The organism is Blastococcus haudaquaticus (assembly GCF_900230285.1).
Lineage (GTDB): Bacteria > Actinomycetota > Actinomycetes > Mycobacteriales > Geodermatophilaceae > Blastococcus_B > Blastococcus_B haudaquaticus.
In genome coordinates this window covers 775,161-797,104 of record NZ_OCNK01000002.1, presented here as the reverse complement: position 1 = coordinate 797,104, position 21,944 = coordinate 775,161, and the positions used below count along the sequence as shown (strand labels likewise).

Genomic DNA, 21,944 nt, shown 5'->3' with positions numbered 1-21,944 from the left:
CCCATGGACGTCTTCACCCTCGCGTTCGTCGCCGCCGTCCTGACGTCGTCCGCGCCCGTGCTGTTCGCCGCGCTGGGCAGTGCCCTGTGCGGGCGGGCCGGCGTCTTCAACATCGCGTTGGAGGGGCAGCTGCTCTGCGGCGCGTTCACCGCGGTGGCGGTCAGCTGGTGGACCGGCAGCGCCTGGGCCGGGGTCGCGGCGGCCGTCGTCACCACGACCGTGTTCAGCGGCGTGCTGGCGCTCGGCGCTGTCAGCTGGCGGGCCGACCCGATCATCGTCGCCGTCGGCATGAACCTGCTGGCTCTGGGCCTGACCGGCTTCCTGCTCCGCGAGCTCCTGGACGCGACCGGCACCTTCGCGCCGACCGGTCTGGCGGGGCTGCCCGACCTCGACGTGTTCGACGGCATCCCGGTGCTCGGCGCGTTGCTGGGTGGGCAGACACTCCTCGTGCCACTGGCACTGCTCCTCGCCGTCGCGGCGTCCCTGTGGCTCAACCGCACCTCGACCGGGCTGCGGCTGCGCGGGGTGGGGGAGCACCCCGAGGCCGCCGCCAGCCTCGGTGTCTCGGTGACCCGCTACCAGCACGTCACCGTGCTGCTGGCCGGTGCGCTGTGCGGGCTGGGCGGCGCGCAGCTGTCGCTGGGCAACGTCACGGCCTTCACCGAGAACATGACCGCCGGGCGCGGCTGGGTCGCCGTCGCCGCCGTCATGCTCGCCGCGAACCGGCCGCTGCTCGTGCTGGGGGCGTGCCTGCTGTTCGGCGCCGCGGAGGCGTGGGGCTTCCGGCTGCAGGGAGTCGGCCTGCCGCAGCAGCTCACCGACGCCGCGCCGTACCTGGTCACGCTGATCGTCCTGGTCGCCTCCCGGCTGCGCGTGCGCCGCCGGCTCCGCGACGTCGATCCCGTGGCGGCCGTCAGCGCCGCCCATCCCGAAGCCGTGGTCCACCCCGAGGAGACTCGTTGACCGGCTCTACCGCACCGCTGCAGGTGGTCGTCGACACCGACACCGGGATCGACGACGCCCTGGCGCTGCTCTACCTGGCCGGACGGCCCGACGTGGAGGTCGCCGCGGTCACCTCGGTCTTCGGCAACTGCAGCGTGGACGACGCCCTGCTCAACATCGGGCTGGTCATGCGCCTGGCCGGTCTCGAGGACGTGCCGGTGGCGGCGGGCGCGGCCGGCCCGGTCGACGGGCGTCCGGCCAGCCTGGCGCCCTACGTCCACGGCGCGGACGGGCTCGGCGACCTCGGACTGGAGCGTCCGTCGCCGGCCGTGGTGGACCGCTCGTCGGCCGAGTACCTCGTCGAGCTGGCGAACTCCGCGCCCGGACGGTACGACCTTCTGCCGCTGGGTCCGCTGACCAACGTCGCGCTGGCGCTGGAGCTGGACCCGCTGGTGCTGACCAAGTTCCGCTCGACCGTGCTCATGGGCGGCTCCGGGCCGTTCCCGCCGCTGGGCGTGGCGCAGATCGTGGACGCGAACGTGAGCAACGATCCCGAGGCGGCGCGCGCGGTGTTCGCCGCGCCCCGCAGCCGGCTGGTCATGGTTGGGGTCAACGTGGGCGTCACGACGGTCGTCGACGAGGCCGCCGTGCAGCTGCTGCACCGCAGCGGGACGCCGGGCGGGGAGTTCACCGCGGCGGTGCTGGAGTCCTACATGGACTTCTACCAGTACGCGTGGGGACGGCGGGTCTCGCCGGCCTGGGACGGACTCGCCGCCGGCCTGCTGGTCGAGCCGCGGTGGATCACCTCCTTCCTCGAGGGGCCGGTAGCGGTGGTCCCCGACGGCCGGCTGTCGCGGGCGCACCTGCTGCGCACCGCCGAAGGACTGCCGGTGCCCTTCGCGCAGGAAGAGGCCCGCACCGCGCCGCGGACGACCGTGGTGACCGGGGTGGACGCCGCCGGCTTCCTGGGCGACTTCCTCGCCGTCCTGGCGGGCACCCGTGGCTGACGCCGGGGTGGTGCTCGAGGCCGCCGACGTCTGGGAGTACCTGCTGTCCCGGGGGCTGGTCGCCCCCGGCAGCAGCGGCACCGTGCGCGAGGTCGGCGACGGCAACATGAACCGGGTCTTCGTCGCCGTCCCCGACGACGGCGGTACCGGTCTGGCGGTCAAGCAGGCGCCCCCGTGGATCCGCGTGCTCGGACCGTCCGCGCCGATGAGCCCCGAGCGAGCGATGGTGGAGGCGCGGGCGCTGGCCACGTTCGCCCGCTTCGCGCCGGAGCAGACGCCCGTGGTCGTCGACGTCGACCCGGAGCGCTTCGCGTTCACGATGGAGGACCTCTCCGACCTCGTCGTGCTGCGCGGCGCCCTCACCCGGGGCGCCCGCTTCGGCGACACCTCCACGCAGGTGGGCGACCTGATCGGGCGGGTCACCTTCGCGACCAGCGTGGCCGGGGCGTCGGCCGCCGACCGGGCCGCCCTGCTCGCCGCGTCGGTGAACCCGGTGCTGGCCGAGGTCACCGAGCAGTACTTGCTGTCGGAGCCCTTCCTCGAGCACGAGCACAACAGCGCGCACCCGTCGTTGACCGACGACGTGGCGGCGCTGCGGGCGGATCGCGCGGTGCGCACCGAGGTCTCGGCGCTGCGCGCGGCGTTCGCCACCCGCGCGGAGGCCTTGGTGCACGGCGACCTGCACTCCGGCAGCGTGATGGTGGGGGAGCGGGACGGCGTCGCGGTGGTCCGGGTCATCGACCCCGAGTTCGCCGTCGTCGGGCCGATCGGGCTCGACCTGGGCCTGTACCTGGCCAACGCGCTGATCGCGGCCGCCCGGGCCTCCGCGCTCGATGACGGGGAGTTGGCCGCCGAGCACGCCGGGCAGGCCCGCGTCCTCTGGACGGCGTTCACCGCCGCCTGGCACGCGGGCTGGCCCGACCGGGTCGACGGCTTCCTCGACGAGGGCTGGCTGCGTCGCCACCTCGCGTCGGTGTGGGACGACACCCTGGGGTTCGCCGCCGTGGAACTGGTCCGCCGGGTCGCCGGCTACTCGCACGCCGAGGACCTGGAGACGCTGCCCGACCCTGGCCCGGCGAGCGCGGTCGTGCTGCGGGCCGCGCGGGCGCTGCTGCTGGACCGGGGGGCGTTCCGCGGCCCGGGCGGCGAGCCCGATCCCGCGGTGGTTGCGGCGCTGGTGACCGGCCGCTGACTTTCGACTTTGCGGGTCCTTTCCGCCTCTGACCTGCGGTTTCTGTCGTACCCCCTGCCTACTGTCGGGGTGTCGGTAGGAGCCGTGGGGAGAGGGGGTCGGACGTGTCGGAGTTGCGTTCGGCCCTGGATGAGCTGGCCGGGATCGACCTCGCTGAACTGTCCGCCGAGGCGCTGCTGGACCTGACGGCTGAGCTGGTCACGGCGAGCAACCGGATCGCCGCGGCGCTGACGTCCGTGGTCCGGGCGGCCGACACGCGGGAGGCCTATCAGCGGGACGGGGCCGTGTCGATGAAGGCCTGGCTGCGCGGCAGCTGCCGGATGGCCCCGGAGGTGGCGACGGCGACGGTGTCCACCGGTCGGCGGCTGGAGCAGCTGCCGGCGACGTCGGCGGCGTTCGCCGCCGGTGAGATCGGCGCCGCGCACGCCCGGGTGATCACACGGGCCATGACGCCCGACCGGTTGGCGAAGGCCGCCGACGCCGGCATCGACCTGGCCGAGACCGACGGCATCCTGGCCGACCTGGCCCGGGCGACGGCGCCGCACGAGACCGCCCGCGGGGTGAAGGCCTGGGTCGCCGGGGTGGATCCCGACGGGACGCTGGACGACGCCGCCGACACCCGCCGCCGCTTCACCATGGCGACCGGCCTGGACGGTCGGGTGCACCTGCGCGGCGAACTCGACGCCGCCGGTGGGGAGTACCTGCACACCGCCCTCGGGGCGCTGATGAACGGCGACCGCCCGGCCGGCGACCTGCGCTCGCACGCCGAACGACAGGGTGAGGCGCTGGTGGCGCTCGCCCGCGGCGCCCTGGACGCCGGCGGGCTGCCGACCGTCCGCGGGGAACGCCCGCACGTGCGGGTCACCATCGACCTGATGGCGCTGTGCGCGGAGCGTGGCGCGGCCGGGTTCTGGGGCGGGTCCCTGGGATGGGCCGGTCCGATCAACCCGGAGACGGCGCGGCGGCTGGCGTGCGATGCCGGCGTCTCGCGCATCATCACCGGCCCGAGCGGCCTGCCGCTGGACTCCGGCCGTGAGCAGCGCGCACCCAGCGCAGGGATCCGGCGGGCGGTCGAGGTCCGCGACGAGCACTGCGTGTTCGCCGGCTGCGACGCCCTGCCCGAGTGGTGCGATTTCCACCATGTCGTCCACTGGGCACACGGTGGCCCGACGAACTGCGACAACGGTGCGCTGCTCTGCGAACGCCACCACACCTCTGTGCACGAAGGGCGGTTCGGCATCCGGCGGGATCCCGGCACCGACCGATGGCACACCTACCGCCCCGACGGCACCGAGATCCTCACCCGCGCCGGGCCCTAAATCACAGCCGCCTCGGTGCGGCCGGACCTGATGCGAGCACGCGCGGGCCTCGTTGAATGACTGGTAGTGCCAGGACCACCGCAGGAACGCGTCTTGCGATGTCTCGAGCTCGAGAGACCCGCGCGGACCGAGACGTGCCGGATGCCGCCCTTGGTTCCTGAGCGGCCCATTCAGAGTCACGGCCGAATGCGGTCAGGGCGCTTGCAGAGGAGCTGTCTCGTGAGTGGCTGTGGCCTGCTGTGGCGACAGCGCCCCGACGTCGGCGAGGTCGTGAGCGATGGCGCTCGAGCAGGCCCAAACCCCGCTGCAGGGCGAAAGTGGGGCACTGTGCTCCCGGCAGATCGGCCAGCGCAGGCCCCAGGTGCCCAACGCGTCTTGAACGGCCTCGGCGATTGCCTCGTTTGCGTCTTCGTCGATGGTGAAGTCGTGGTACTCCGCTGTCCAGGCCTCCTCAGGCCAGTTGTCCCGGTCGACGTCCTCGGCGATGGCGAGCTCGGCCACTCCCTGTTCGGAGCCGATGACGAGGACGTAATCCGACCGCAAGTCGCACTTCCAGGTGCCCGGCATGGTCGCCCGCAGGTCGTCCTCCACGAGCTGCGCCATCCGGCGCAGGCGCTCGATATCGCGCTGCATCGCTGAAGGGTAGGTCGGGCAAGGCCTGACGTCGTGCCGCTTGTCAGGGGTGGCGTGTCCCTGATCGCCCATCGGGCGAGCCGGCCGGCTGTCCCTGAGCGGCCCACTATGGGACACCTCAGGAGGTTGCGTCGGGCCGTCCTTTGCGCCAGCGGAGGAGGAGGGGGCCGGTCATCAGCACGTTCGCAGCTGCTGCAGACAGGAATAGCAGGACTGCGAGCATCGTCAGGGCCACCTGCCCTGGTCCGCTGTCCGCTCCCGGCCCAGCGAGCACGGCGAGGGCTGCCACCATGAGAAGTGAGTAGGCGGCAAGACTCCACGGCAGGGTCAGAAGCAGAGTGATGATCAGGGCCGTCGAATACGCGCCCTGAACCATCCACGTCGTGACTGATCCGGCGACAGCAAGGAGGTATACGACCGCCAGCACGCGGCCGTGACGCGACGACGGCATCCGGGTCCTCCTTTCGGTGGCTCATCTCGCAGCGTTCTCCACTGCTGTATCGGCGTGGACCGCTTGTCCCTAAAGCTGCCTTCACGGCGACGTCGTCGCTCTACCCAGCCGGACGTGATCCTCGTCGGCCGGACCCGGGGAGCACCGACGACGGAGGATGATGGCGGCATGACAGTGACCACCGGCCTGCCCCGGCCCGTGCTGGACGACAGCGTCCGGCTCACCGACGACGGCGTCGCGATCCTCGACCGGCGGACCTTTCCGGCCCGTGAGGAGTGGGTGCTGGCCCGCGACGCGCAAGAGGTCGCCGAGGCGATCCGCGCGATGGTGACGCAGAGCTCCGGCCCACTGTTCGCCGCCGCCGCCGGCCTGGCCCTGACCGGCCGCCAGATCGCCGACCGGCGGGTCGACGACGCCCGCGCCACCCTGGCGTCCGCCGGCACCGCCCTGACCATCGCCCGCCCCACGAACAACCACGTCCGCGACGCCGTGACCGCGGTGCTCACCGCTCCCGACGTCGTCCGCGCTGCGTCGTCCGCGCAGCTCGCCGAGGCGGTCGAAGCCGCCGCCGCCGCCGTCGCCGCGGACTACCGGGCCCGCAGCGCGGCACTGGGCGCCGCGACGGTCGAGCTGCTGCCCGAGGGCGCCCGGGTCCTGACCCACTGCTGGATGGACACCTATCTCGTCGAGTTGGTGCGCGCCGCGGCCGCAGCCGGCCGGCAGTACACCTGGATCGCGACCGAGACCCGTCCCTACCTCCAGGGCGCCCGGCTGACCGCCCACACGCTGGCCGAGATGGGCCAGGACGTCACCCTGGTGACCGACGGCATGGTGGCCGCCGCGCTCGCACCCGGCTCCTCGCTCGGACCGGTCGACGCCCTCGTGACGGCCGCCGACCGCGTGACCATGGACGGCCACGTCATCAACAAGGTCGGCACCCTCGGCCACGCCGTCGCGGCCGCGGCCTTCGACGTCCCGTTCCTGGCGCTGGTCCAGGCACCCGACCCGCAGGCCGCGACCGTTGCCGACGTGGTGGTCGAGGAGCGCGACGGCCTGGAGGTGCTCTCGGTGCTCGGCGCCCGGTCGGCGTCGCCGCTGGTCGAGCGGGGCTGGTACCCGGCGTTCGACGTCACCCCGCCGCGCTGGGTGACCACCATCGTCACCGACCGGGGCCCGTTCGCACCTGACCGCGTGGCCCAGTACCACCAGGACGAGGCCCACCGGAGCTCTCGGTAGGCTGACCGCCCGTGACCCTGCACCTCACGGCCCGGACGGTGGTCCTCGACATCGAGGGCACGACCGGAGCGGCCGGCTACGTCCACGGCGAGCTCTACGACTACGCCCGCCCCCGGCTCGGCCCGTGGATCGACGCCCACCCCGACGACACCGACGTCGCCGGCGCCGTCGCCCAGACCAAGGCCGACGCCGGCCTCGCCGACGACGCCGGCACCGCCGAGGTCGTCGCACTGCTGCACGCCTGGATGGACGGCGACGTCAAGGCGACCCCGTTGAAGACCCTGCAGGGGCAGATCTGGGCGGCCGGCTACGCCGCAGGGGAGCTGTCGTCCCACTTCTTCGACGACGTCGTCCCGCAGCTGCGGGCGTGGCACGGTCGCGGCGTCCACCTGGCGGTGTTCTCGTCCGGCTCGGTGGCCAGCCAGGTGCCGTGGTTCCGGCACGCCCCCGCCGGCGATCTCACGCCGCTGATCGACGCCTACTTCGACACGGTCAACGCCGGGCCGAAGCGCGACGCGGGCTCCTACGACACCATCGCCGCCGCCCTCGGCCGCGCGCCGGGCGAGCTGCTCTTCCTGTCCGACCTGCCGGCCGAGCTGCACGCCGCCCGGGAGGCCGGCTGGCAGGTGGTGGGTGTGCGCCGCGCGGGCGAGCCCAACGCCGGCGCCGACTTCGGCGACCTGCCGATCATCGAGTCCTTCGACGGGGTCGAGGTCGACTCGTGAGCGGGACGTCCGCAGGCCGGCGCATCGGCACCGGAGAGCTCGAGGCGGCCGGCCGCGCGCTCGCCGCGGAGGCGGCCCGCTTCGCCGGCATGGGCTGGATGCGCGGCACCTCGGGCAACCTCTCCGTCGTCCTCGACCGCGACCCCCTGCGGCTCGCCGTCACCGTCAGCGGCCTGGACAAGGGCGAGCTCACCAGCTCGGACGTCGTCGTCGTCGACGGGCGCGGTGCCGCGGTCACCGACCAGCCGCGCCCGGACCTCGTGCCGTCGGCCGAGGCCGCCCTCCACGCGCGCATCGCCGAGGTCACCGGGGCCGACGCCGTCGTCCACGTGCACGCCATGGCAGCGGTCCTCGCCGGGCACTGGTTCCCGGACGGCGTCCCGCTGCGGGACCTGGAGATGCTCAAGGGCATCGGGCGGGCCGCGCACGACGAGACGGTGGTCGTCCCCGTCGTCCCGAACAGCCAGGACATGGACGAGATCGCAGGCGCGTTCGAGCCGCAGTGGGACGGGCGGACGCCGGGGTTCGTCGTCGCGCGGCACGGGATGTACGCCTGGGGACAGGACCTGGCCCAGGCCCGTCACCACACCGAGATCCTCGAGTTCCTGCTGACCTTCGCCACGGAGACCCGCGCCCTCCGCTGATCCCTGCGGAATAGTGGGGAGCTGCCCCGCGCTGCCCCAGGTAGACCCCATCAGAGAACGAGGTGCGACATGACGCTGCTGACCGTCTGGCGCGAGGACGCTCCGGAGACCCCCGCCCTCCGCACGGAGGACGCCGAGGAGATCGCCGTCGTCCTCAAGGAGCTCGGGGTCCGCTTCGAGCAGTGGCCGCTGCGGGACCTCCCGGACAAGGTGACCCAGGACGAGGTCCTTGATGCCTACCGCGAGCGCATCGACGCCGTCTCCTCCTCCGAGGGCTACGTCCTGGTCGACGTCGTGCAGATGCAGCCCAGCGACGACCCGTCGTGGCCGGAGACGGTGCGGGCCAGCCGGGAGAAGTTCCTCGACGAGCACACCCACGACGACGACGAGGACCGCTTTTTCGCGAAGGGCTCCGGCGTCTTCTACCTGCACGTCGACGGCAAGGTGCACGCCGTGTTCTGCGAGGCCGGCGACCTGCTCTCCGTGCCCGGCGGCACCACCCACTGGTTCGACATGGGCACCGCCCCCGACTACGTCTCCGTGCGGTTCTTCCACGACGACGACGGCTGGGTCGGCAATTTCACCGGCAGTGGCATCTCCCGCTCGTTCCCCACGTACGACCAGCTGGCCGCCGGGCGCTGACCCGGCTCAGCTGTAGGCGCTGGGCACCGGCGCGGTCCCGCTGAGGAGGCGGTCACCGACCTCGACGGCCTTGTGCGCCGCCGGGTCGTGCAGCGTGAGCGTGCGGGCGTCCCGCCAGTAGCGGTCCAGTCCCGTGCCGGTCTTCGTGGCCCGGGCGCCGGTCAGCTCGAACACCGTCGAGGTGACCTCGAGGGCGGCCTCGGTGGTCACGACCTTGGCGGCGGCCAGCTCGACGGCGACGTCGGCCCGCTCCTGCGCCTCGAGGTCCCAGCCCCGCTCCGCGGCCCTGGTCAGCGATGCGGCCGCCCGGTCGGCGAGGGCGGCGGCGGCCCGCAGCCGTGCGTCGAGCTGGCCGTAGCGCTGCCGCACGAGCGGGTCGTCGACCGCCTCCTCGACGCCCGAGGTGGCCCAGGCGCGGGACTTCGTGCGGGTGTACTCCGCGCCGGCGGCCAGGGCCCCCTCGGCGATGCCGACGTAGAGCTGGGCGAGCATCGCCTGGAAGCTCAGAACGTGCAGCGTGGCGAACGCCGGCGCGCCCGGGTCGGCCTGCTCGTTCGGCCCCAGGACGTCGTCCTCGGAGACGAAGGCACCGTCGAAGGTGACCGAGCCCGACGCCGAGAGCCGCTGGCCGAGCGCGTCCCAGTCGCCACCGTGCCGGACGCCGTCCTGGTGCGCGTCGACGGCCAGCGCGAGCTTCTCCCCGGTGCCGGTCCGGGTCCCGCTGGCGTTGATCCGGTCGGCCACCTCGGCGCCGGTGGCGAAGTGCTTGGTGCCGCTCAGCAGGAACCCGCCGCGGACCGGCTCGAGCTGCAGGCCGGCGTCCCGGGGGTTGCCCGCGCCGCCCCAGAACCAGGCACCGGCGGCGCCGGCCGCGTCCAGCCGGGCGACCGCGTCGGCACGGCGGTTGAGCCGGATCCGCCAGGAGTGCAGGTAGTGGTAGCCGAGGAGCTGCCCGATGGACGGGTCGACGGCGGTGATGGTCCGGACGACGGCCCACGCGGTCGGCCAGCCCGCGCCGCTGCCGCCGTGCTCGGCCGGGAGCAGCAGGGGGAGGAGGCCGGACTCCCGCAGCAGCTCCACCTCGCGGAGCGGGGCCTTGCCGGCGGCCTCGCGCTCGACCACGTCGGCGGCCAGCGTCTGCGTGACTGCTCGCGCGCGGGCCAGGGCCTCGTCGTGCACGACCGACACCTGCGGGTTCGACATACCGGTGAGTCTGGCAAGTCGTCCGCCCCCATGGACGACGGGGGCGGACGACGGGCTCAGCCCTCGGCGGGCTGGAGCCGGATGCTCACGGAGTTGATGCAGTAGCGGTCGCCGGTCGGCGTCTGCGGGGCGTCGTCGAAGAGGTGCCCGAGGTGGCTGTGGCAGGTGCCGCACAGCACCTCGGTGCGGACCATCCCGTGGCTGCGGTCCTCGCGCAGGACCACGTTGTCCTCGGCGGCCGCCTCGTAGAAGGACGGCCAGCCGCAGTGGGAGTCGAACTTGGTCTCGGAGCGGAACAGCTCGGCGCCACAGGCGCGGCACTCGTAGACGCCGACGGTCTTCGTGTCGACGTACTCGCCGGTCCAGGGGCGCTCCGTGCCCGCCTGACGGAGCACCGCGTACTCCTCGGGGGACAGCTGCGCGCGCCACTCCTCGTCGGTCTTCGTCACCTGGGGCTGGTGGGAGGAGGTCGTCATGCCAGGGGCAACGAGCCGGGGAGGGCCAGGATTCCCCGCCTCAGCGGCCCAGCCCGGCCTCACGTGCGCGGATGATCGCCTGCGCGCGGTCGGTCACCTGCAGCTTGGTCAGCACGTTGGACACGTTGTTGCGGACGGTCTTCGGCGACAGGTAGAGGGCTGCGGCGATCTGGGCGTTCGAGCGGCCGGCCGCCACCAGGTCGAGCACCTCCCGCTCGCGGGCGGTCAGCTGCGGGAAGGCCGTCTCAGGTCCGGTCGGCGCCGCCGCGAAGAACTCCGTGATCCGCCGGGCCAGCGCCGCCCCGAACACCGCGCCACCGGCGGCCACCGTGGTGATCGCGCGGACCACCTCCTCCTGGTCGGCGCCCTTCAGCAGGTAGCCGCGGGCGCCGGCGCGGATGGCGGCGAAGACGGTGCCGTCGTCCTCCGACATGGTCAGGACGACGACGCCGACCGACGGGGAGGCGGAGGTGACCCGCCGGGTCGCCTCGATGCCGTCGATGCCCGGCATCTGCACGTCCATCACGACGACGTCGGGCTGCTCCTCGAGCGCCACGGCGACGGCGGCCTCCCCGTCGGCCGCGGTGCCGACGACGGCGAGCCCCGGGACCGACCCCAGCAGCATCGCCAGCCCGTCCCGGTAGACCGGGTGGTCGTCGGCGACGACGACGCGCAGCGGCTCGCCCGGATCAGCCACGGGCCGACCCTCCCTCCGCGGGGAGGACGGCCCGCACCACCGTCCCGCCGTCGGGCGGGCACTCCACCGTGCAGCGGCCACCGAGTTCGGCCGCGCGCTCGCGCAGGGACACCAGGCCGACGCCCGCGGGGGCGTCCGGGGCGATGCCCGCGCCGTCGTCGGTCACCGTGACGACCAGGGCCCGCTCGTCGTCGCGCTGCAGGTCCACGCGGCAGGTCGTCGCACGGGCGTGTCGGGCCACGTTGGCCAGCGCCTCGGAGGCGATCCGGTAGGCGGCGACCTCGACCGCGGCCGGCAGGTCGTCGGCGCCTGCCCCGGCGGTCACGGCGACGGCGGTCCCCCGGGGGAGCAGCCGCTCGGCCTGCTGCCGCACCGCCCCGGCCAGCCCGAGGTCGTCCAGGGCCGGCGGGCGGAGGTCGTGCACGAGCCGCCGGACGTCGGCCAGGGCGGCGGCGACGTCGTCCCGGGCCTGGCGCAGCACGGAGTCGGCGTCGTCGGACCGTCCGGCGGCGGTGAGGTTGCGGGCGGTGTCGATGCGCAGGACGACCGCGCCGAGGCTGGGGCCGAGGCCGTCGTGCAGGTCGCGCCGCAGCCGCCGGCGCTCCTCCTCGCGGGCGGCGACCAGCTCCTCGCGGCTCTGCTGCAGCTGGGCGGCCAGCGAGCCGGCGTGCGCGGCCGCCGCGGCCTGCCGGACGACGTCGGCCAGCAGCCGCTCGTCGCGGCTGACCAGCTGGGCGCGGACGCCGTCCCGGGGGAGGAGCAGCCGGCCGACCGGCTCGCCGCGGTAGGCGATCGGCAGCGACTGGACGGCGGTCGGGCGGCGCCCGTGCTCGGCGAGCAGCCGGCGGCCGCCTCCCGACGCCACCTCCACGCCGACGTAGGGGGAGCGGAACGCCTCGGCGACGGCCGCGGCCACTGCCTCCAGTTGCTCGTCGGCGCCGTCGGAGCGTTCCAGTCGCTCGGCCAGGCCGGAGACGACGCGGTAGGGGTCTTCCCGCTCGCCCAGCACCCAGCGGCGGACCAGCCGCCACAGCGGCGCGCGCAGGGGCGCGTAGACGCCGGCGACGAGCAGCAGGGTCAGCAGGGTGGCGTTCTCCTCGCCGAAGCCCTCGCCGAGCAGCGCGTTGGCTGCGGCCAGGACGGCCAGGTCGAGGACGACGATGCCCACCGCGAGGCCGCCGTAGACGAGGGTGCCGCCGAGCAGCCGGTCGATGTCGACGGCACGCGGGCGCAGGATGCCCAGGGTCACGGCCAGACCGGTGAGCCCGACGGCGACGGCCAGGTCGAGGCTGACCGCGGTCGTGGGGAAGAGCAGCGCGCCCACCATGACCAGCGCGTCGACGACGCCGGCCCAGAGCAGCCAGCGCATCCGCCGCCGGTCCTCGCCCGTCGACCGGCGCAGCCGGTGCACGACCACCGCCAGGGGGCCCAGGATGCCCACCGCCCCGAGCGGGAAGGCCAGGTGCAGCAGCGGGAGGAGGAGGCCCTCCGGCAGCGGCAGGCTGGTCGGGTCGAGGTCGAGACCCCGGTAGACCTCGGGCACCGGGACCCCGGTCCGGCTGTCGGCGATGTCCGAGGGCGTGAACAGGAGCAGCACCGGCAGCGTGGCGGTGCAGGCGAGGCTGGCGATGGACACCGTGCGCCAGCGGCCGCCGGGCAGCCGGCCGTCGGGGTAGAGCAGCAGGAGCAACGGCAGGCCGAGCAGCAGCCAGGCACCGAACCGCGAGACGAACCAGAACGCGGCCGACGCGCCGGGCAGCGCCGGGTCCTCCTGCACGGCGTAGGTCAGCCAGGAGGAGGCCAGCCCGTCGACGGCCCAGAACACGGCCGTGCCGGCCACCACCCAGGACACGGCGTTCCGGGGAGCCCGCTGCATCAGCAGGGCGCCGGGGAGCGCCAGCAGCAGCCCCGGCAGGCCGATCTCCCATCCCGGGCCGGACACGGCGGCGACCCGCGCGGCCTCCGGTGTGACGGCGTCGAGCACCGCCGTGAGGGCCACGGCGACGACGGTGACGACCGCCGCGACCCAGCCCAGGGCCGGGACGACCCGACCGGCGGGGACGGGCGCCGGAGGCGGCGCCGCCGCCGTCCCGATGCCCCGCTCCTCGACCTGCACGCGCGGATCATGCCGGTCCAGACGTCCCGCCCGACAGGGGCACGGTGTCCCGTCCGGGGCGGGACGGACCCCGGGGGAGATCGACCGCAGCGGCCCTGGCCGCCCGGGACGCGGTCTCTGCACGGTGGGTCCAGCGGTGCCACGGGGCGCCGCACGACGCCTTCCGGAGGACCGATGTCCCTGAACGCCACCCCCGCTCCCGCCCGCACGGACGCGCCGCCCCCCGGGACCGTGGCGGCCCCGCCGACGACGCTCGTCCGGGCCGGGGGTCTGGCCATGGCGGCCGGTGCGGCGGCGTGGGCGGCCGGCACGCTGGTCTACGACCTCGACCCGGTCACCGACGACTTCTCCTGGGTCTACAAGCTGAGCTCGCTGCTGTTCCAGCTCGGCCTGGTCGCGCTGGTCGCCGTCCAGTTGCGGACCCGGGCCACCGGGACCGGCCGGCTGGCTCGAGGCTTCCTGCACGTCGAGCACGGGATGCTGGCCCTGGCGATCGCCTCGTCGCTGCAGTGGCTACTGGCCCCCGACCTGTCGGAGAACGCTTTCTTCCTCGCGCTGGACTTCTTCTGGCCGCTGTCCATGCTCGGCATGGCAGCCATCGGCATCCGGATCGCGATCGCCGGCCGGTGGCGCGGCGCCGCGCGGGTCTGGCCGGCCATCGCGGAGACGTGGGCGCTGGTGATGTTCCCGGCCATGGCGCTGGTGGGCGAGCAGGCGACCGCCTACATCTCGGCCGGCCACCTGTTCCTCGGCTACACGACGCTCGGTCTGATCCTGGCCGTCCGGCCCGACCTGACCGCCGCCCGCCGCTGACCGGGGGAGGAGACTGGGGGAGTGACCTCCCCCGATCCCGCCGCGCCGGGCGACCTGCTGCCCGACGTCTGGTTCACCCGCGACCTGCCGGTCCTGCGGGCCATCGCCCGGCTCGTCGACTCCTCCGACCACGGCAGCTCGCCCTACCTGCTGGGCGCGGTGGTCCCCGCCAGCGGTCTGCCGAAGGGCGAGGTGATCGCCGCGGCCAAGGCGCTGGCGGACACCGGCTACATCGAGCCGCTGACCAACCACGCCGGGGAGATCGTCCGCGTCACCGGGATCTCCGCCGAGGCCCGGCGGCTGACCGGCCTGTGGCCGACCCCGCAGAGCGAGTGGCAGCGGCTGACCGAGCAGCTGGCCGCGCGGGCCGAGCATGCGCCCACCGACGTCGAGCGGCAGCGCTGGCGGGCCTTCGCCGACGCAGCGGCCGCCGTCGGGGAGCACGACGGCGCGCTGCTGATGTCCGCGCTGATCGGCGGGTACGTGCCGCGCAACCGCTGAGGACCCACCGCACGAACGACAGCGCCCCCGCCCGGAGGACCGGACGGGGGCGCTGTGCTGATCAGGTGATCAGAGCGGGGTGACGTTCGCAGCCTGCGGGCCCTTCTGGCCCTGCTCGATGTCGAACGCGATCCGCTGGCCTTCATCGAGCGAGCGGTACCCGCTGGACTGGATGGCCGAGTAGTGGACGAAGACGTCCGGTCCGCCACCGTCGGGGGTGGCGAAGCCGAACCCCTTCTCAGCGTTGAACCACTTCACTGTTCCTTCGGGCATTGCTCGCTCCTAGCTGAGGTGGTGCATCGGGGTCCTGCCATAGCGCAGGGCCTTCCCGATTCGCCAACACTAGTCGTAGATCACCGGATGGGAACAGGTGGAGGCATCAATGTGACCTGCGGTTCGTCGGCACGGTGACCGGACCGGGTGCGCGTCCGGCCGCGGCCAGCCGCCTCCGGAGGCCGTCCCGGACCGTGGGCCACTCCGCGGCGAGGATCGAGTAGTAGGCGCTGTCGCGGACGGTGCCGTCGCTCGCGGTGGTGTGCGCGCGGCGGATGCCCTCCGAGCGGGCGCCGAGCCGCTCGATCGCGGCGCGCGACCGCCGGTTGCGGGCGTCGGTCTTCAGCGTCACGCGGAGGGCCTGCCAGACCTCGAAGGCATGGGCGAGCAGGAGCAGCTTCACCTCGGTGTTGACGGCCGTCCGCTGCGCCGAGGCGGCGTACCAGGTGCTGCCGATCTCGACGCCGTCCGGCGGTACCGCGTCGGACGGCAGGATCACCCCCGGCCGGCCGAGCACCTCCAGGTCGAGGAAGCGGGTGGAGCCCACGACGACGTCGTCGGAGGAACGGACGACGGCGAAGGGGAGGACCTGCCCGCCGGCCTGCTCGGTGAGCGCCGCCCGGACGTACTCGGCTGCCTCGACGAGGCCGTCGGGGACCCGGGTGAAGGCGTAGCTGCTCCGGTCCTCGGCAGCGGCCGCGGCCAGGCCGGGCACGTGCTCGGTGCTCAGGGGCTCCAGCCGGACGTGCCGGCCGGTCAGCGAGAACGGGCGCAGCACCGTGCTCCTCTCGCGGGGATCCCGGTGATCCCGTCGGCACCCATCGAAGCACCGGGCATCGGACCGGGTCTTGCGGAATTCCTGCGGCTCCCTCGGGGAGCGCCTGCGGCGCGGCCCGCAGAGTCGTTCCCAGCCGGGAGAACCCGGCGCCCGACCGAGCCAGGAGATGCCGTCATGGAGACCGCCGTCGCCCCCCGCACCGTTCCCGCCCTGCTGCCGATGGTGGACCTGGACGATCTGCACGACGCCGACCGGGACGCCGTGCTCGCGGAGCAGCTGGACGAGGCCGTCGGGTCCGTCGGCGAGCTGACCGAGCTGGTGGCCCGGCGTGGCGCGGACGCCCTGTCGGCCCATGCGCTGCGGGCACACGTCCTGCTCCTCGCGGTGTTCTGACCTACAGGAGCCTGCCGCGATCCCTCGGGAACCGGTGGCCGGCGAACGAGTACGGATTGCCCCGGTACCGGGGCTGCTGCGGCGGTTCGTCGACGCGCTCGGCGGTGATCGCCAGCGGTGCCGGCCGCCACGATCGGACCTCGATCGGCTCGTCCCAGATCTCTGCCTGGTGCTCGCCCCGCTCGGAGTGCCACGCCGCGACCGACGTCCCCCAGCGCTTGCGGCCGAGGTCGAGCGCGAGGAGGACGGCGGCGCAGACGGCCACCGTGAGGAGCGCGTCGGTCACCGCGGTGGCCACGTCCAGCGGCGAGATGTCGGCCCACCCGACCTGCTCGAGGTGGTATCCGACCATCTCGACGACGACGTACAGTACGCCGTACACCAGGAACGAGACCCTCACCCGTCCCGGATCGTCCGCGGCGACGCAATGCTGGACCGCGGCTCACCCCTCCGGGTGAGCGATCGGTCCTCGGCCGACTCCTTCTCCCGGCTGGGCTGCACGCGCATCGGCTCGCCCGGCGTGGTCGGACGCACTGCCGGCAGGGGCGTAGCGGCCGCTCGTCGGATGACGCCGGGACGGTACGACCAGTTGCGAGCGGCCTGGCCGCGGTGCGCGCCGGACCCACCTCGGCAGTCCGGCGGCGCATGTCCTCGACGGATGTGACTACCGACTACGGCGAGCCGGGCGGACTACCAGGGCCGCTGTTCGACTGCGCTGATCCGGGCGATACCAGCACCCGCCTGGCACAGCTCCTCGATCGTGCTCGCGACCAGGGCGGCGCATATGCCGACCGCCCGGACGGCATCGGACGGCAGAGCGACCTGCCCGGCGCAGATGTAGACGGGGCGACCCTGAGCCCGACGCAGAACCCCTGACACGACCTTGCCCTGAGTGCTCTGGTCGTCCAAGCGTCCCTCACCCGTGATGACGGCGTCGACCTCGCCGACGGCGGCGTCGAACTGCACGGCGTCCATGACGGTGTCGATCCCGGACGTGAGGTTCGCGTCGAAGAACGCCCACAGGGCACCGGCGAGTCCGCCGGCCGCACCGGTTCGGGCATGGCCGCGCGGATCCCGGGGATAGCTACCGGCGAGCTGGTGCAGGCGGTGGGTGAGCCGATCGACGGCGGCAGGGCTTGCGCCCTTCTGCGGCCCGAAGACGACGGCCGCCTCCTCGAAGACGGTCGTGACGTCGCTGAGCACCAGGAGGTGTGCTCCTCGGAGCCCGCCGGCGTCCGCGATCGCCCGGACGGCACCCTCCCCGCCGTCCGTGGTGGCGCTCCCGCCGCAGGCGACGTACACCGTGCGGGCACCCTCGGCGACGGCAGCCGCGATCAGCTGTCCCGTGCCGTAGCTGCTGGCCCTCTCGGCGTCGCGATCCTGCTCGGCCACCAGGGGGAGCCCGCTCGCGGCGGCGACATCGACCACGGCCGTGTCCCCGCCGGCCAGCAACGCCAGCCGCGCCTGCACCGGAGCGCCCAGGGGCCCGCGGACGGTCAGCCCGATCCACCGTCCGCCGACGGCGTCCAGCAGCGTTTCCGCCGTGCCCTCTCCGCCGTCGGCGAGGGGGAGGACCGTCGGGCGGCCACCGGCCGCCTGGACACCGTCGGCCACGGCCGTGGCGACCTCCTGGGCGGAGAAGGTCCCCTTAAAGGAGTCGGGGCAGACGAGGATCCGGGGCGACGGGTCGTCGTCGCCGCCGGCGGGTGTCGAGTCGGGCATGGCGTGGGCCTCCGCGGAGCCGGCTGAGGTCAGGGGAGCGGGGTCTCAGCTCTTCCGGCGGGCGAGCTTCCCCGACCCCGCCTGATCGGTGGGGTACACGAGGACGTCGGCGATCACGACGTGCGGCGGCCGGCTCGCGATCCAGGTCACGACCTCGGCGATGTCGCTGGGCAGCAGTGGCGTCACGCCGTCGTAGACGGCGTCGGCGGCAGACGAGTCCCCGTCGAACCGGACGAGCGAGAACTCCGTCTGCACCATGCCGGGGTCCACCTGGCTGATCCGGACGCCGCTGCCCAGCACGTCCATGCGCATCCCGCGGGTGATCCGTTCGACCGCTGCCTTCGTCGCGCAGTACACGGTGCCGCCGGGATAGACCTCCCGCCCGGCGTTCGACCCGATGTTGATGACGTGCCCGGAGCCGCGCTCGACCATGCGGGGGAGGACGCAGGAGGAGACGTTGAGCAGGCCGCGGACGTTGGTGTCGAGCATCCGGTCCCAGTTGTCGGGATCATCGGTGTGGACCGGTCCGCGGCCGGCGGCAAGCCCGGCGTTGTTGACCAGGATGTCGATCGTGTTCCACGCCTCGGGAAGGGCGGCCAGAGCGGCCGTCACGCCGGCGCGGTCGCGGACGTCCATGGCGACGGGCAGCACGGTGTTCGGGTTCTCGTCATGGAGCAGCTCGAGCCGGTCGACGCGACGAGCCGCCGCGATGACCCGGGCACCCTGAGCAAGGAAAGCGTCGACGCACGCGCGTCCGATGCCGCTCGATGCACCGGTGACCAGCACTACCGGAAGGGTGGTCATGCGTCCTCGTCTCTCGTGCTGCTCGTGGCCGCTGCCAGCCGTGGGCGGGAACACCGCCGTAGCGCCGGTGGAGCGGACGGTGACGTCCACCAGCGCCCGCCGATTCGTATCGGTATACCGTACACCAACTCCGGCCGTGGAGGCGCTGATGCGGTCCGCTGACCGATGCCGGACGACGGGCCCCGAACGCCTTCGCGAGAGGCCCACGGTGATTCTCGGAGGGCTCATCGGGCAGCCGTGGGCGCTCCAGGCGGTGGACGCGACCGCAGCCGCCGACGACCGACCGCGGCCGATCTGCCCAGGTGAGGGTCGCCTGGCCCGTCGAGGGGGCTCAGGTGTGGCGCGCCTTCCGGCGCTGCCGGCGCGCGGCCGCGAGCTGGGGTCGCGTGCGCATGAGCATCCGGCGGCCCTGGACGACGACCGCCCCGCCCGCCGCCGACAGGGCGGCGGTCGCGTACCAGGCGACCGAGTAGGACGTCGCAGAGACGACGATGCCGAACAGGAGGGGCCCCAGTGCCGCGCCCGCCCCGGTCCCGACCTGGGTGATCGAGGTGGCGCGCGCGGCCATGCCCGGATGCATCCTGGCGACCGAGAAGTTGGTGAGGCCGGCCCACGCCCACCCGGTGCAGTAACCGATCAGCGCCCCGACGGCGATGAGCAGCTCGATCCCGGTGCCGAGCAGTGCGTAGGAGAGACCGCCGATGGCCATCTGGGCGGCGACGACCAGCAGCCACCTGGTCCGGAACCGGTCGGCCAGCCAGCCGAACCCGATCCGGGCCGCCGCACCCAGCCCGCTCGCCACGGCGGCGAGCACGCCGGCCGTGGCCGGCGCGATGCCGCCCTCGACGGCCGTGGCGACGAAGAAGGACCCGAGCGCGTTCCCCGTCGCCGCGCCCAGCATCAGCCCCAGCGACAGGACGAGCAACGGCCCCCTGCGGAACGGTCCTGCCGCCTCGGACCGTTCCTCGGATCCAGGAGCCCGGAGCTGTCCGGCTCCCGGCACGGTCAGCACGACGAGCAGGGCCAGCGCGGCACCGACGGCGAAGGCGGTCCGCCAGCCCAGCGGGATGGCCAGGGCCGGGACCGCGACGCCGGCGATCATCGTGGACAACGGGATCGCCGCCTGCTTGGTCCCGTACGCCAGACCGTGCCGGGACGGTGCCACCGCGCGGGCGATGAGGTCGTTGCTGGCCGGCTGCCCGATGCCGTTGCCCCAGCCGGCGAACACCAGCGCGGCCACCAGGACGGCCGTGTGCTGCGCTGCCAGGGCGATGACCAGCATCGAGGCGGCTCCGACCAGCGCCGACAGCCGCACGATCGGCGACGTCCCGAACCGGCCCACGATGGCGCCCGCGGTGAGAGCGGAGACCGCCGAGGTCAGGAAGAACGACGCGACCAGGGTGCCGAGCAGCTGGGGGCCGAAGCCGAGGTCCTCCTGCAGCTGGACCCACAGCACGCCGACCATGTAGACGGGCAGCACGCCGACCGTCGTGACGGTCACCGCGGCCGCGCCGGCCCTGGTCGAGCCCGTGGGCGGCCGGGGCCGGCGCGGACGCGTCATGCGGTCAGGGCGCCCGGGACGGCCAGCACCTGCTCCGCGGCTAGGACGGCGGCGCGGCGCTCGGCGAGCGACCCGATCCGGACGACCGTGGTCACGACCGCGGGGTGCGACCGAGCAGGGTGTCGACGATGTGCTCGGCGATGGCCAGGGAGGAGGTGGCAGCGGGGGAGGGGGCGTTGCGGACGGCGATGACCGCTCCCGTCTGGGTGATGCGGAAGTCGTCGACGAGGCTGCCGTCGGCTTCCAGTGCCTGGGCGCGGATGCCGGCAGCAGCGGGGACGAGGTCGCGGGTGGTGAGCTGGGGGACGTAGCGCTGGGCGGCGGCGGTGAAGGCGCGCTTGCTCAGCGAGCCCCGCATCTCGTTGATGCCGGTCTTCCAGTGCTGGCGGGCGAAGCGGCGGAAACCGGTGTAGCGGACGATCTCGGCGAGTTCCCTGGCGGAGAAGTCCCGGCGCCGGTAGCCCTCGCGGGCCAGGGCGAGGACGGCGTTGGGGCCGACGAGGACCTCACCGTCGAACCGTGGGGTCAGGTGGACACCGAGGAAGGGGTAGCGCGGGTCGGGGACGGGATAGACCAGCCCGTTGACCAGCGAGCGCTTCTCCGGGATCAAGGCGAAGTACTCGCCGCGGAACGGGACGATGCGCGGGGCGTGGACGTCGCCGGCGAGCTCGGCGAGCCGGTCGACGTGCAGGCCGGCGCAGAGGATCACCTGGTCGACGACGACCTCCTCGCCGGCGGCGCTGCGGATGACGACCTCTTCGGCGGCGGTCCCGGTGGTGTGCTGGAGGCCGGCGACGGTGAAGCCCGTGCGGATGGTGGCGCCGCGCGACTCGGCGTCGGCCGCGAGCCGGCGGGTGATCTCGGCGTAGTCGACGATCGCGGTGGTGGGGGAGTGCAGCCCGGCGATGCCCGAGACGTTGGGCTCGATCTCGCGCAGCTGGGCCTGGTCCAGGATTCGGATGCCGGGGACGCCGTTGGCCCGAGCGCGGTCGGCGATGGCCTGGAGGCGCTGCTCCTCGGCGTGGTCCAGCGCCACCAGGACCTTGCCGATCTCGTTGTAGGCCAGACCTTGCTCGGCGCAGAAGTCCTTGAGCAGGCCGACGCCGCGGCGGCAGAGCAGGGCCTTGAGCGAGCCGGGCTCGTAGTAGAGGCCGGCGTGCACGACGCCGCTGTTGCGCCCGGTCTGGTGCGCGGCGAGCCGGTCCTCCTTCTCCAGGACGGTGACCTGCGCGTCGGGCCGCAGCTCCAGCAACCGGCGGGCCACCGCGGCGCCGATGATTCCTCCACCGACCACGGCATAGCGGGTTCCGGACATGGTCCTCCGATCGTCGGGCTGTCCGGACGAGCGTCGTCCGGCTCGATGTGGCAGCGGGTCCACGCGGGGTTCGTGCATGCGGTCAGGCCTTGACTGCCAGGACCGGGCGATCGGCCTCGAGCAGGATGCGCTGCGCCGTGCTCCCCATGATCAGCTTGCCGACGGGGGACCGGTGGCGGAGGCCGATCACGATGACCGAGGCGTCGGTCTCCTGCGCGACGCGCACCACGGTGTCCGCCAGTTCGCCGGTGTAGGGCTCCTGGCGCACCTCGAGGTCGACGCCGGCGGTGGAGGCCTCGGACCTCAACCGGTCGATCGCGGAGTCGGCAGCCATGGCAGCGTGCATGGGGGTGTTCTCCCGGGGCGAGTTGATCACCACGAGCGCCTCCCCGCGACGGCGGGCCTCTGCAAGGCCTGCTGCGTAGGCGGCTTCGCCTTCCGGGGTGGGGATGTAGCCGACAAGGACCGTCATGGGAGCTCCTCAGGAATGCGACTCGCGTG

General features: G+C 73.8%; 25 protein-coding genes. 11 read left to right on the top strand and 14 right to left on the bottom strand.

Translation table 11 applies throughout. From position 1 onward, the window contains the following. Window positions 1–3: 3 nt before the first annotated feature. The 4 genes from CRP30_RS10460 (at window position 4) to CRP30_RS10445 (ending at window position 4,460) form a co-directional block, all read left to right on the top strand. Complete coding sequence (locus tag CRP30_RS10460; protein ID WP_097183839.1) at window positions 4–963, top strand: ABC transporter permease; 960 nt, start codon at window positions 4–6, stop codon at window positions 961–963. Further along, a complete protein-coding gene (locus CRP30_RS10455) occupies window positions 960–1,949 on the top strand; it encodes a nucleoside hydrolase (protein ID WP_097183838.1) in 990 nt (329 codons plus the stop codon). The genes CRP30_RS10460 and CRP30_RS10455 overlap by 4 nt, the downstream gene beginning before the upstream one ends. Further along, on the top strand, window positions 1,942–3,141 hold the full coding sequence (mtnK, locus tag CRP30_RS10450) for an S-methyl-5-thioribose kinase (RefSeq protein WP_143278439.1): 1,200 nt from the start codon (window positions 1,942–1,944) through the stop codon (window positions 3,139–3,141). The genes CRP30_RS10455 and mtnK overlap by 8 nt, the downstream gene beginning before the upstream one ends. Before the next feature lie 104 nt (window positions 3,142–3,245). Then, entirely contained in the window at window positions 3,246–4,460 is a 1,215-nt protein-coding gene (locus tag CRP30_RS10445) for an HNH endonuclease signature motif containing protein (protein WP_097183836.1), read from the top strand. Window positions 4,461–4,652: 192 nt separating this feature from the next. Here the strand turns inward: CRP30_RS10445 and CRP30_RS10440 are convergent, their stop codons facing one another. Beyond that, window positions 4,653–5,093 (bottom strand): hypothetical protein, encoded by a 441-nt coding sequence (locus CRP30_RS10440; RefSeq protein WP_097183835.1) that lies wholly within the window; start codon window positions 5,091–5,093, stop codon window positions 4,653–4,655. A gap of 118 nt (window positions 5,094–5,211) precedes the next feature. Next, window positions 5,212–5,544 (bottom strand): hypothetical protein, encoded by a 333-nt coding sequence (locus CRP30_RS10435; RefSeq protein ID WP_097183834.1) that lies wholly within the window; start codon window positions 5,542–5,544, stop codon window positions 5,212–5,214. A 168-nt stretch (window positions 5,545–5,712) separates the two neighbouring features. Here CRP30_RS10435 and CRP30_RS10430 point away from each other — a divergent pair, with 168 nt between their 5' ends. The 4 genes from CRP30_RS10430 to CRP30_RS10415 all read left to right on the top strand — a co-directional run bounded on the left by CRP30_RS10430 (window position 5,713) and on the right by CRP30_RS10415 (window position 8,791). Further along, window positions 5,713–6,780: a translation initiation factor eIF-2B alpha/beta/delta subunit family protein gene (locus tag CRP30_RS10430; RefSeq protein WP_097183833.1), complete on the top strand. Its 1,068-nt coding sequence runs from the start codon at window positions 5,713–5,715 to the stop codon at window positions 6,778–6,780. Between the two features lie 11 nt (window positions 6,781–6,791). Further along, window positions 6,792–7,505, top strand: a complete 714-nt coding sequence (mtnC, locus tag CRP30_RS10425; protein WP_097183832.1) for an acireductone synthase — start codon at window positions 6,792–6,794, stop codon at window positions 7,503–7,505. After that, window positions 7,502–8,149: a methylthioribulose 1-phosphate dehydratase gene (gene mtnB, locus CRP30_RS10420; RefSeq protein ID WP_200814653.1), complete on the top strand. Its 648-nt coding sequence runs from the start codon at window positions 7,502–7,504 to the stop codon at window positions 8,147–8,149. Before mtnC ends, mtnB begins: the two co-directional genes overlap by 4 nt. Before the next feature lie 69 nt (window positions 8,150–8,218). Beyond that, complete coding sequence (locus tag CRP30_RS10415) at window positions 8,219–8,791, top strand: 1,2-dihydroxy-3-keto-5-methylthiopentene dioxygenase (protein WP_097183831.1); 573 nt, start codon at window positions 8,219–8,221, stop codon at window positions 8,789–8,791. 6 nt (window positions 8,792–8,797) lie between these two features. Here the strand turns inward: CRP30_RS10415 and CRP30_RS10410 are convergent, their stop codons facing one another. The 4 genes from CRP30_RS10410 to CRP30_RS10395 form a co-directional block, all read right to left on the bottom strand. Continuing rightward, window positions 8,798–9,994 (bottom strand): acyl-CoA dehydrogenase family protein, encoded by a 1,197-nt coding sequence (locus CRP30_RS10410; RefSeq protein ID WP_097183830.1) that lies wholly within the window; start codon window positions 9,992–9,994, stop codon window positions 8,798–8,800. Window positions 9,995–10,050: 56 nt separating this feature from the next. After that, on the bottom strand, window positions 10,051–10,443 hold the full coding sequence (msrB, locus tag CRP30_RS10405) for a peptide-methionine (R)-S-oxide reductase MsrB (protein WP_235003308.1): 393 nt from the start codon (window positions 10,441–10,443) through the stop codon (window positions 10,051–10,053). Between the two features lie 67 nt (window positions 10,444–10,510). After that, on the bottom strand, window positions 10,511–11,167 hold the full coding sequence (locus CRP30_RS10400) for a response regulator transcription factor (protein ID WP_235003307.1): 657 nt from the start codon (window positions 11,165–11,167) through the stop codon (window positions 10,511–10,513). Further along, complete coding sequence (locus CRP30_RS10395; RefSeq protein ID WP_097183828.1) at window positions 11,160–13,283, bottom strand: sensor histidine kinase; 2,124 nt, start codon at window positions 13,281–13,283, stop codon at window positions 11,160–11,162. Before CRP30_RS10395 ends, CRP30_RS10400 begins: the two co-directional genes overlap by 8 nt. A gap of 174 nt (window positions 13,284–13,457) precedes the next feature. On the opposite strand from CRP30_RS10395, the gene CRP30_RS10390 reads away from it, so the two are divergent. Further along, a complete protein-coding gene (locus tag CRP30_RS10390; protein WP_097183827.1) occupies window positions 13,458–14,096 on the top strand; it encodes a hypothetical protein in 639 nt (212 codons plus the stop codon). A 21-nt stretch (window positions 14,097–14,117) separates the two neighbouring features. Further along, window positions 14,118–14,597, top strand: a complete 480-nt coding sequence (locus tag CRP30_RS10385) for a hypothetical protein (protein WP_097183826.1) — start codon at window positions 14,118–14,120, stop codon at window positions 14,595–14,597. 69 nt (window positions 14,598–14,666) lie between these two features. Here CRP30_RS10385 and CRP30_RS10380 read toward each other — a convergent pair whose 3' ends face one another. Both CRP30_RS10380 and CRP30_RS10375 read right to left on the bottom strand, forming a co-directional pair. Next, the gene (locus CRP30_RS10380; protein WP_014377016.1) at window positions 14,667–14,870 is read right to left on the bottom strand and encodes a cold-shock protein; all 204 of its coding nucleotides are present in this window, start codon (window positions 14,868–14,870) and stop codon (window positions 14,667–14,669) included. A 106-nt stretch (window positions 14,871–14,976) separates the two neighbouring features. Continuing rightward, on the bottom strand, window positions 14,977–15,648 hold the full coding sequence (locus tag CRP30_RS10375) for a GNAT family N-acetyltransferase (RefSeq protein WP_097183825.1): 672 nt from the start codon (window positions 15,646–15,648) through the stop codon (window positions 14,977–14,979). 174 nt (window positions 15,649–15,822) lie between these two features. On the opposite strand from CRP30_RS10375, the gene CRP30_RS10370 reads away from it, so the two are divergent. After that, the gene (locus CRP30_RS10370) at window positions 15,823–16,041 is read left to right on the top strand and encodes a hypothetical protein (protein ID WP_097183824.1); all 219 of its coding nucleotides are present in this window, start codon (window positions 15,823–15,825) and stop codon (window positions 16,039–16,041) included. 1 nt (window position 16,042) lies between these two features. On the opposite strand, the gene CRP30_RS10365 is transcribed toward CRP30_RS10370, so the two are convergent. The 6 genes from CRP30_RS10365 to CRP30_RS10340 all read right to left on the bottom strand — a co-directional run bounded on the left by CRP30_RS10365 (window position 16,043) and on the right by CRP30_RS10340 (window position 21,915). Next, window positions 16,043–16,423 (bottom strand): hypothetical protein, encoded by a 381-nt coding sequence (locus CRP30_RS10365; protein WP_143278438.1) that lies wholly within the window; start codon window positions 16,421–16,423, stop codon window positions 16,043–16,045. Between the two features lie 308 nt (window positions 16,424–16,731). Further along, window positions 16,732–17,763 (bottom strand): glycerate kinase family protein, encoded by a 1,032-nt coding sequence (locus CRP30_RS10360; RefSeq protein WP_097183822.1) that lies wholly within the window; start codon window positions 17,761–17,763, stop codon window positions 16,732–16,734. Between the two features lie 45 nt (window positions 17,764–17,808). After that, the gene (locus CRP30_RS10355; RefSeq protein WP_097183821.1) at window positions 17,809–18,567 is read right to left on the bottom strand and encodes an SDR family NAD(P)-dependent oxidoreductase; all 759 of its coding nucleotides are present in this window, start codon (window positions 18,565–18,567) and stop codon (window positions 17,809–17,811) included. A gap of 331 nt (window positions 18,568–18,898) precedes the next feature. Continuing rightward, entirely contained in the window at window positions 18,899–20,128 is a 1,230-nt protein-coding gene (locus CRP30_RS10350) for an MFS transporter (RefSeq protein WP_097183820.1), read from the bottom strand. A 91-nt stretch (window positions 20,129–20,219) separates the two neighbouring features. After that, entirely contained in the window at window positions 20,220–21,443 is a 1,224-nt protein-coding gene (lhgD, locus tag CRP30_RS10345) for an L-2-hydroxyglutarate dehydrogenase (protein WP_097183819.1), read from the bottom strand. 82 nt (window positions 21,444–21,525) lie between these two features. Further along, window positions 21,526–21,915: a universal stress protein gene (locus CRP30_RS10340; RefSeq protein WP_097183818.1), complete on the bottom strand. Its 390-nt coding sequence runs from the start codon at window positions 21,913–21,915 to the stop codon at window positions 21,526–21,528. Window positions 21,916–21,944: the final 29 nt, after the last annotated feature.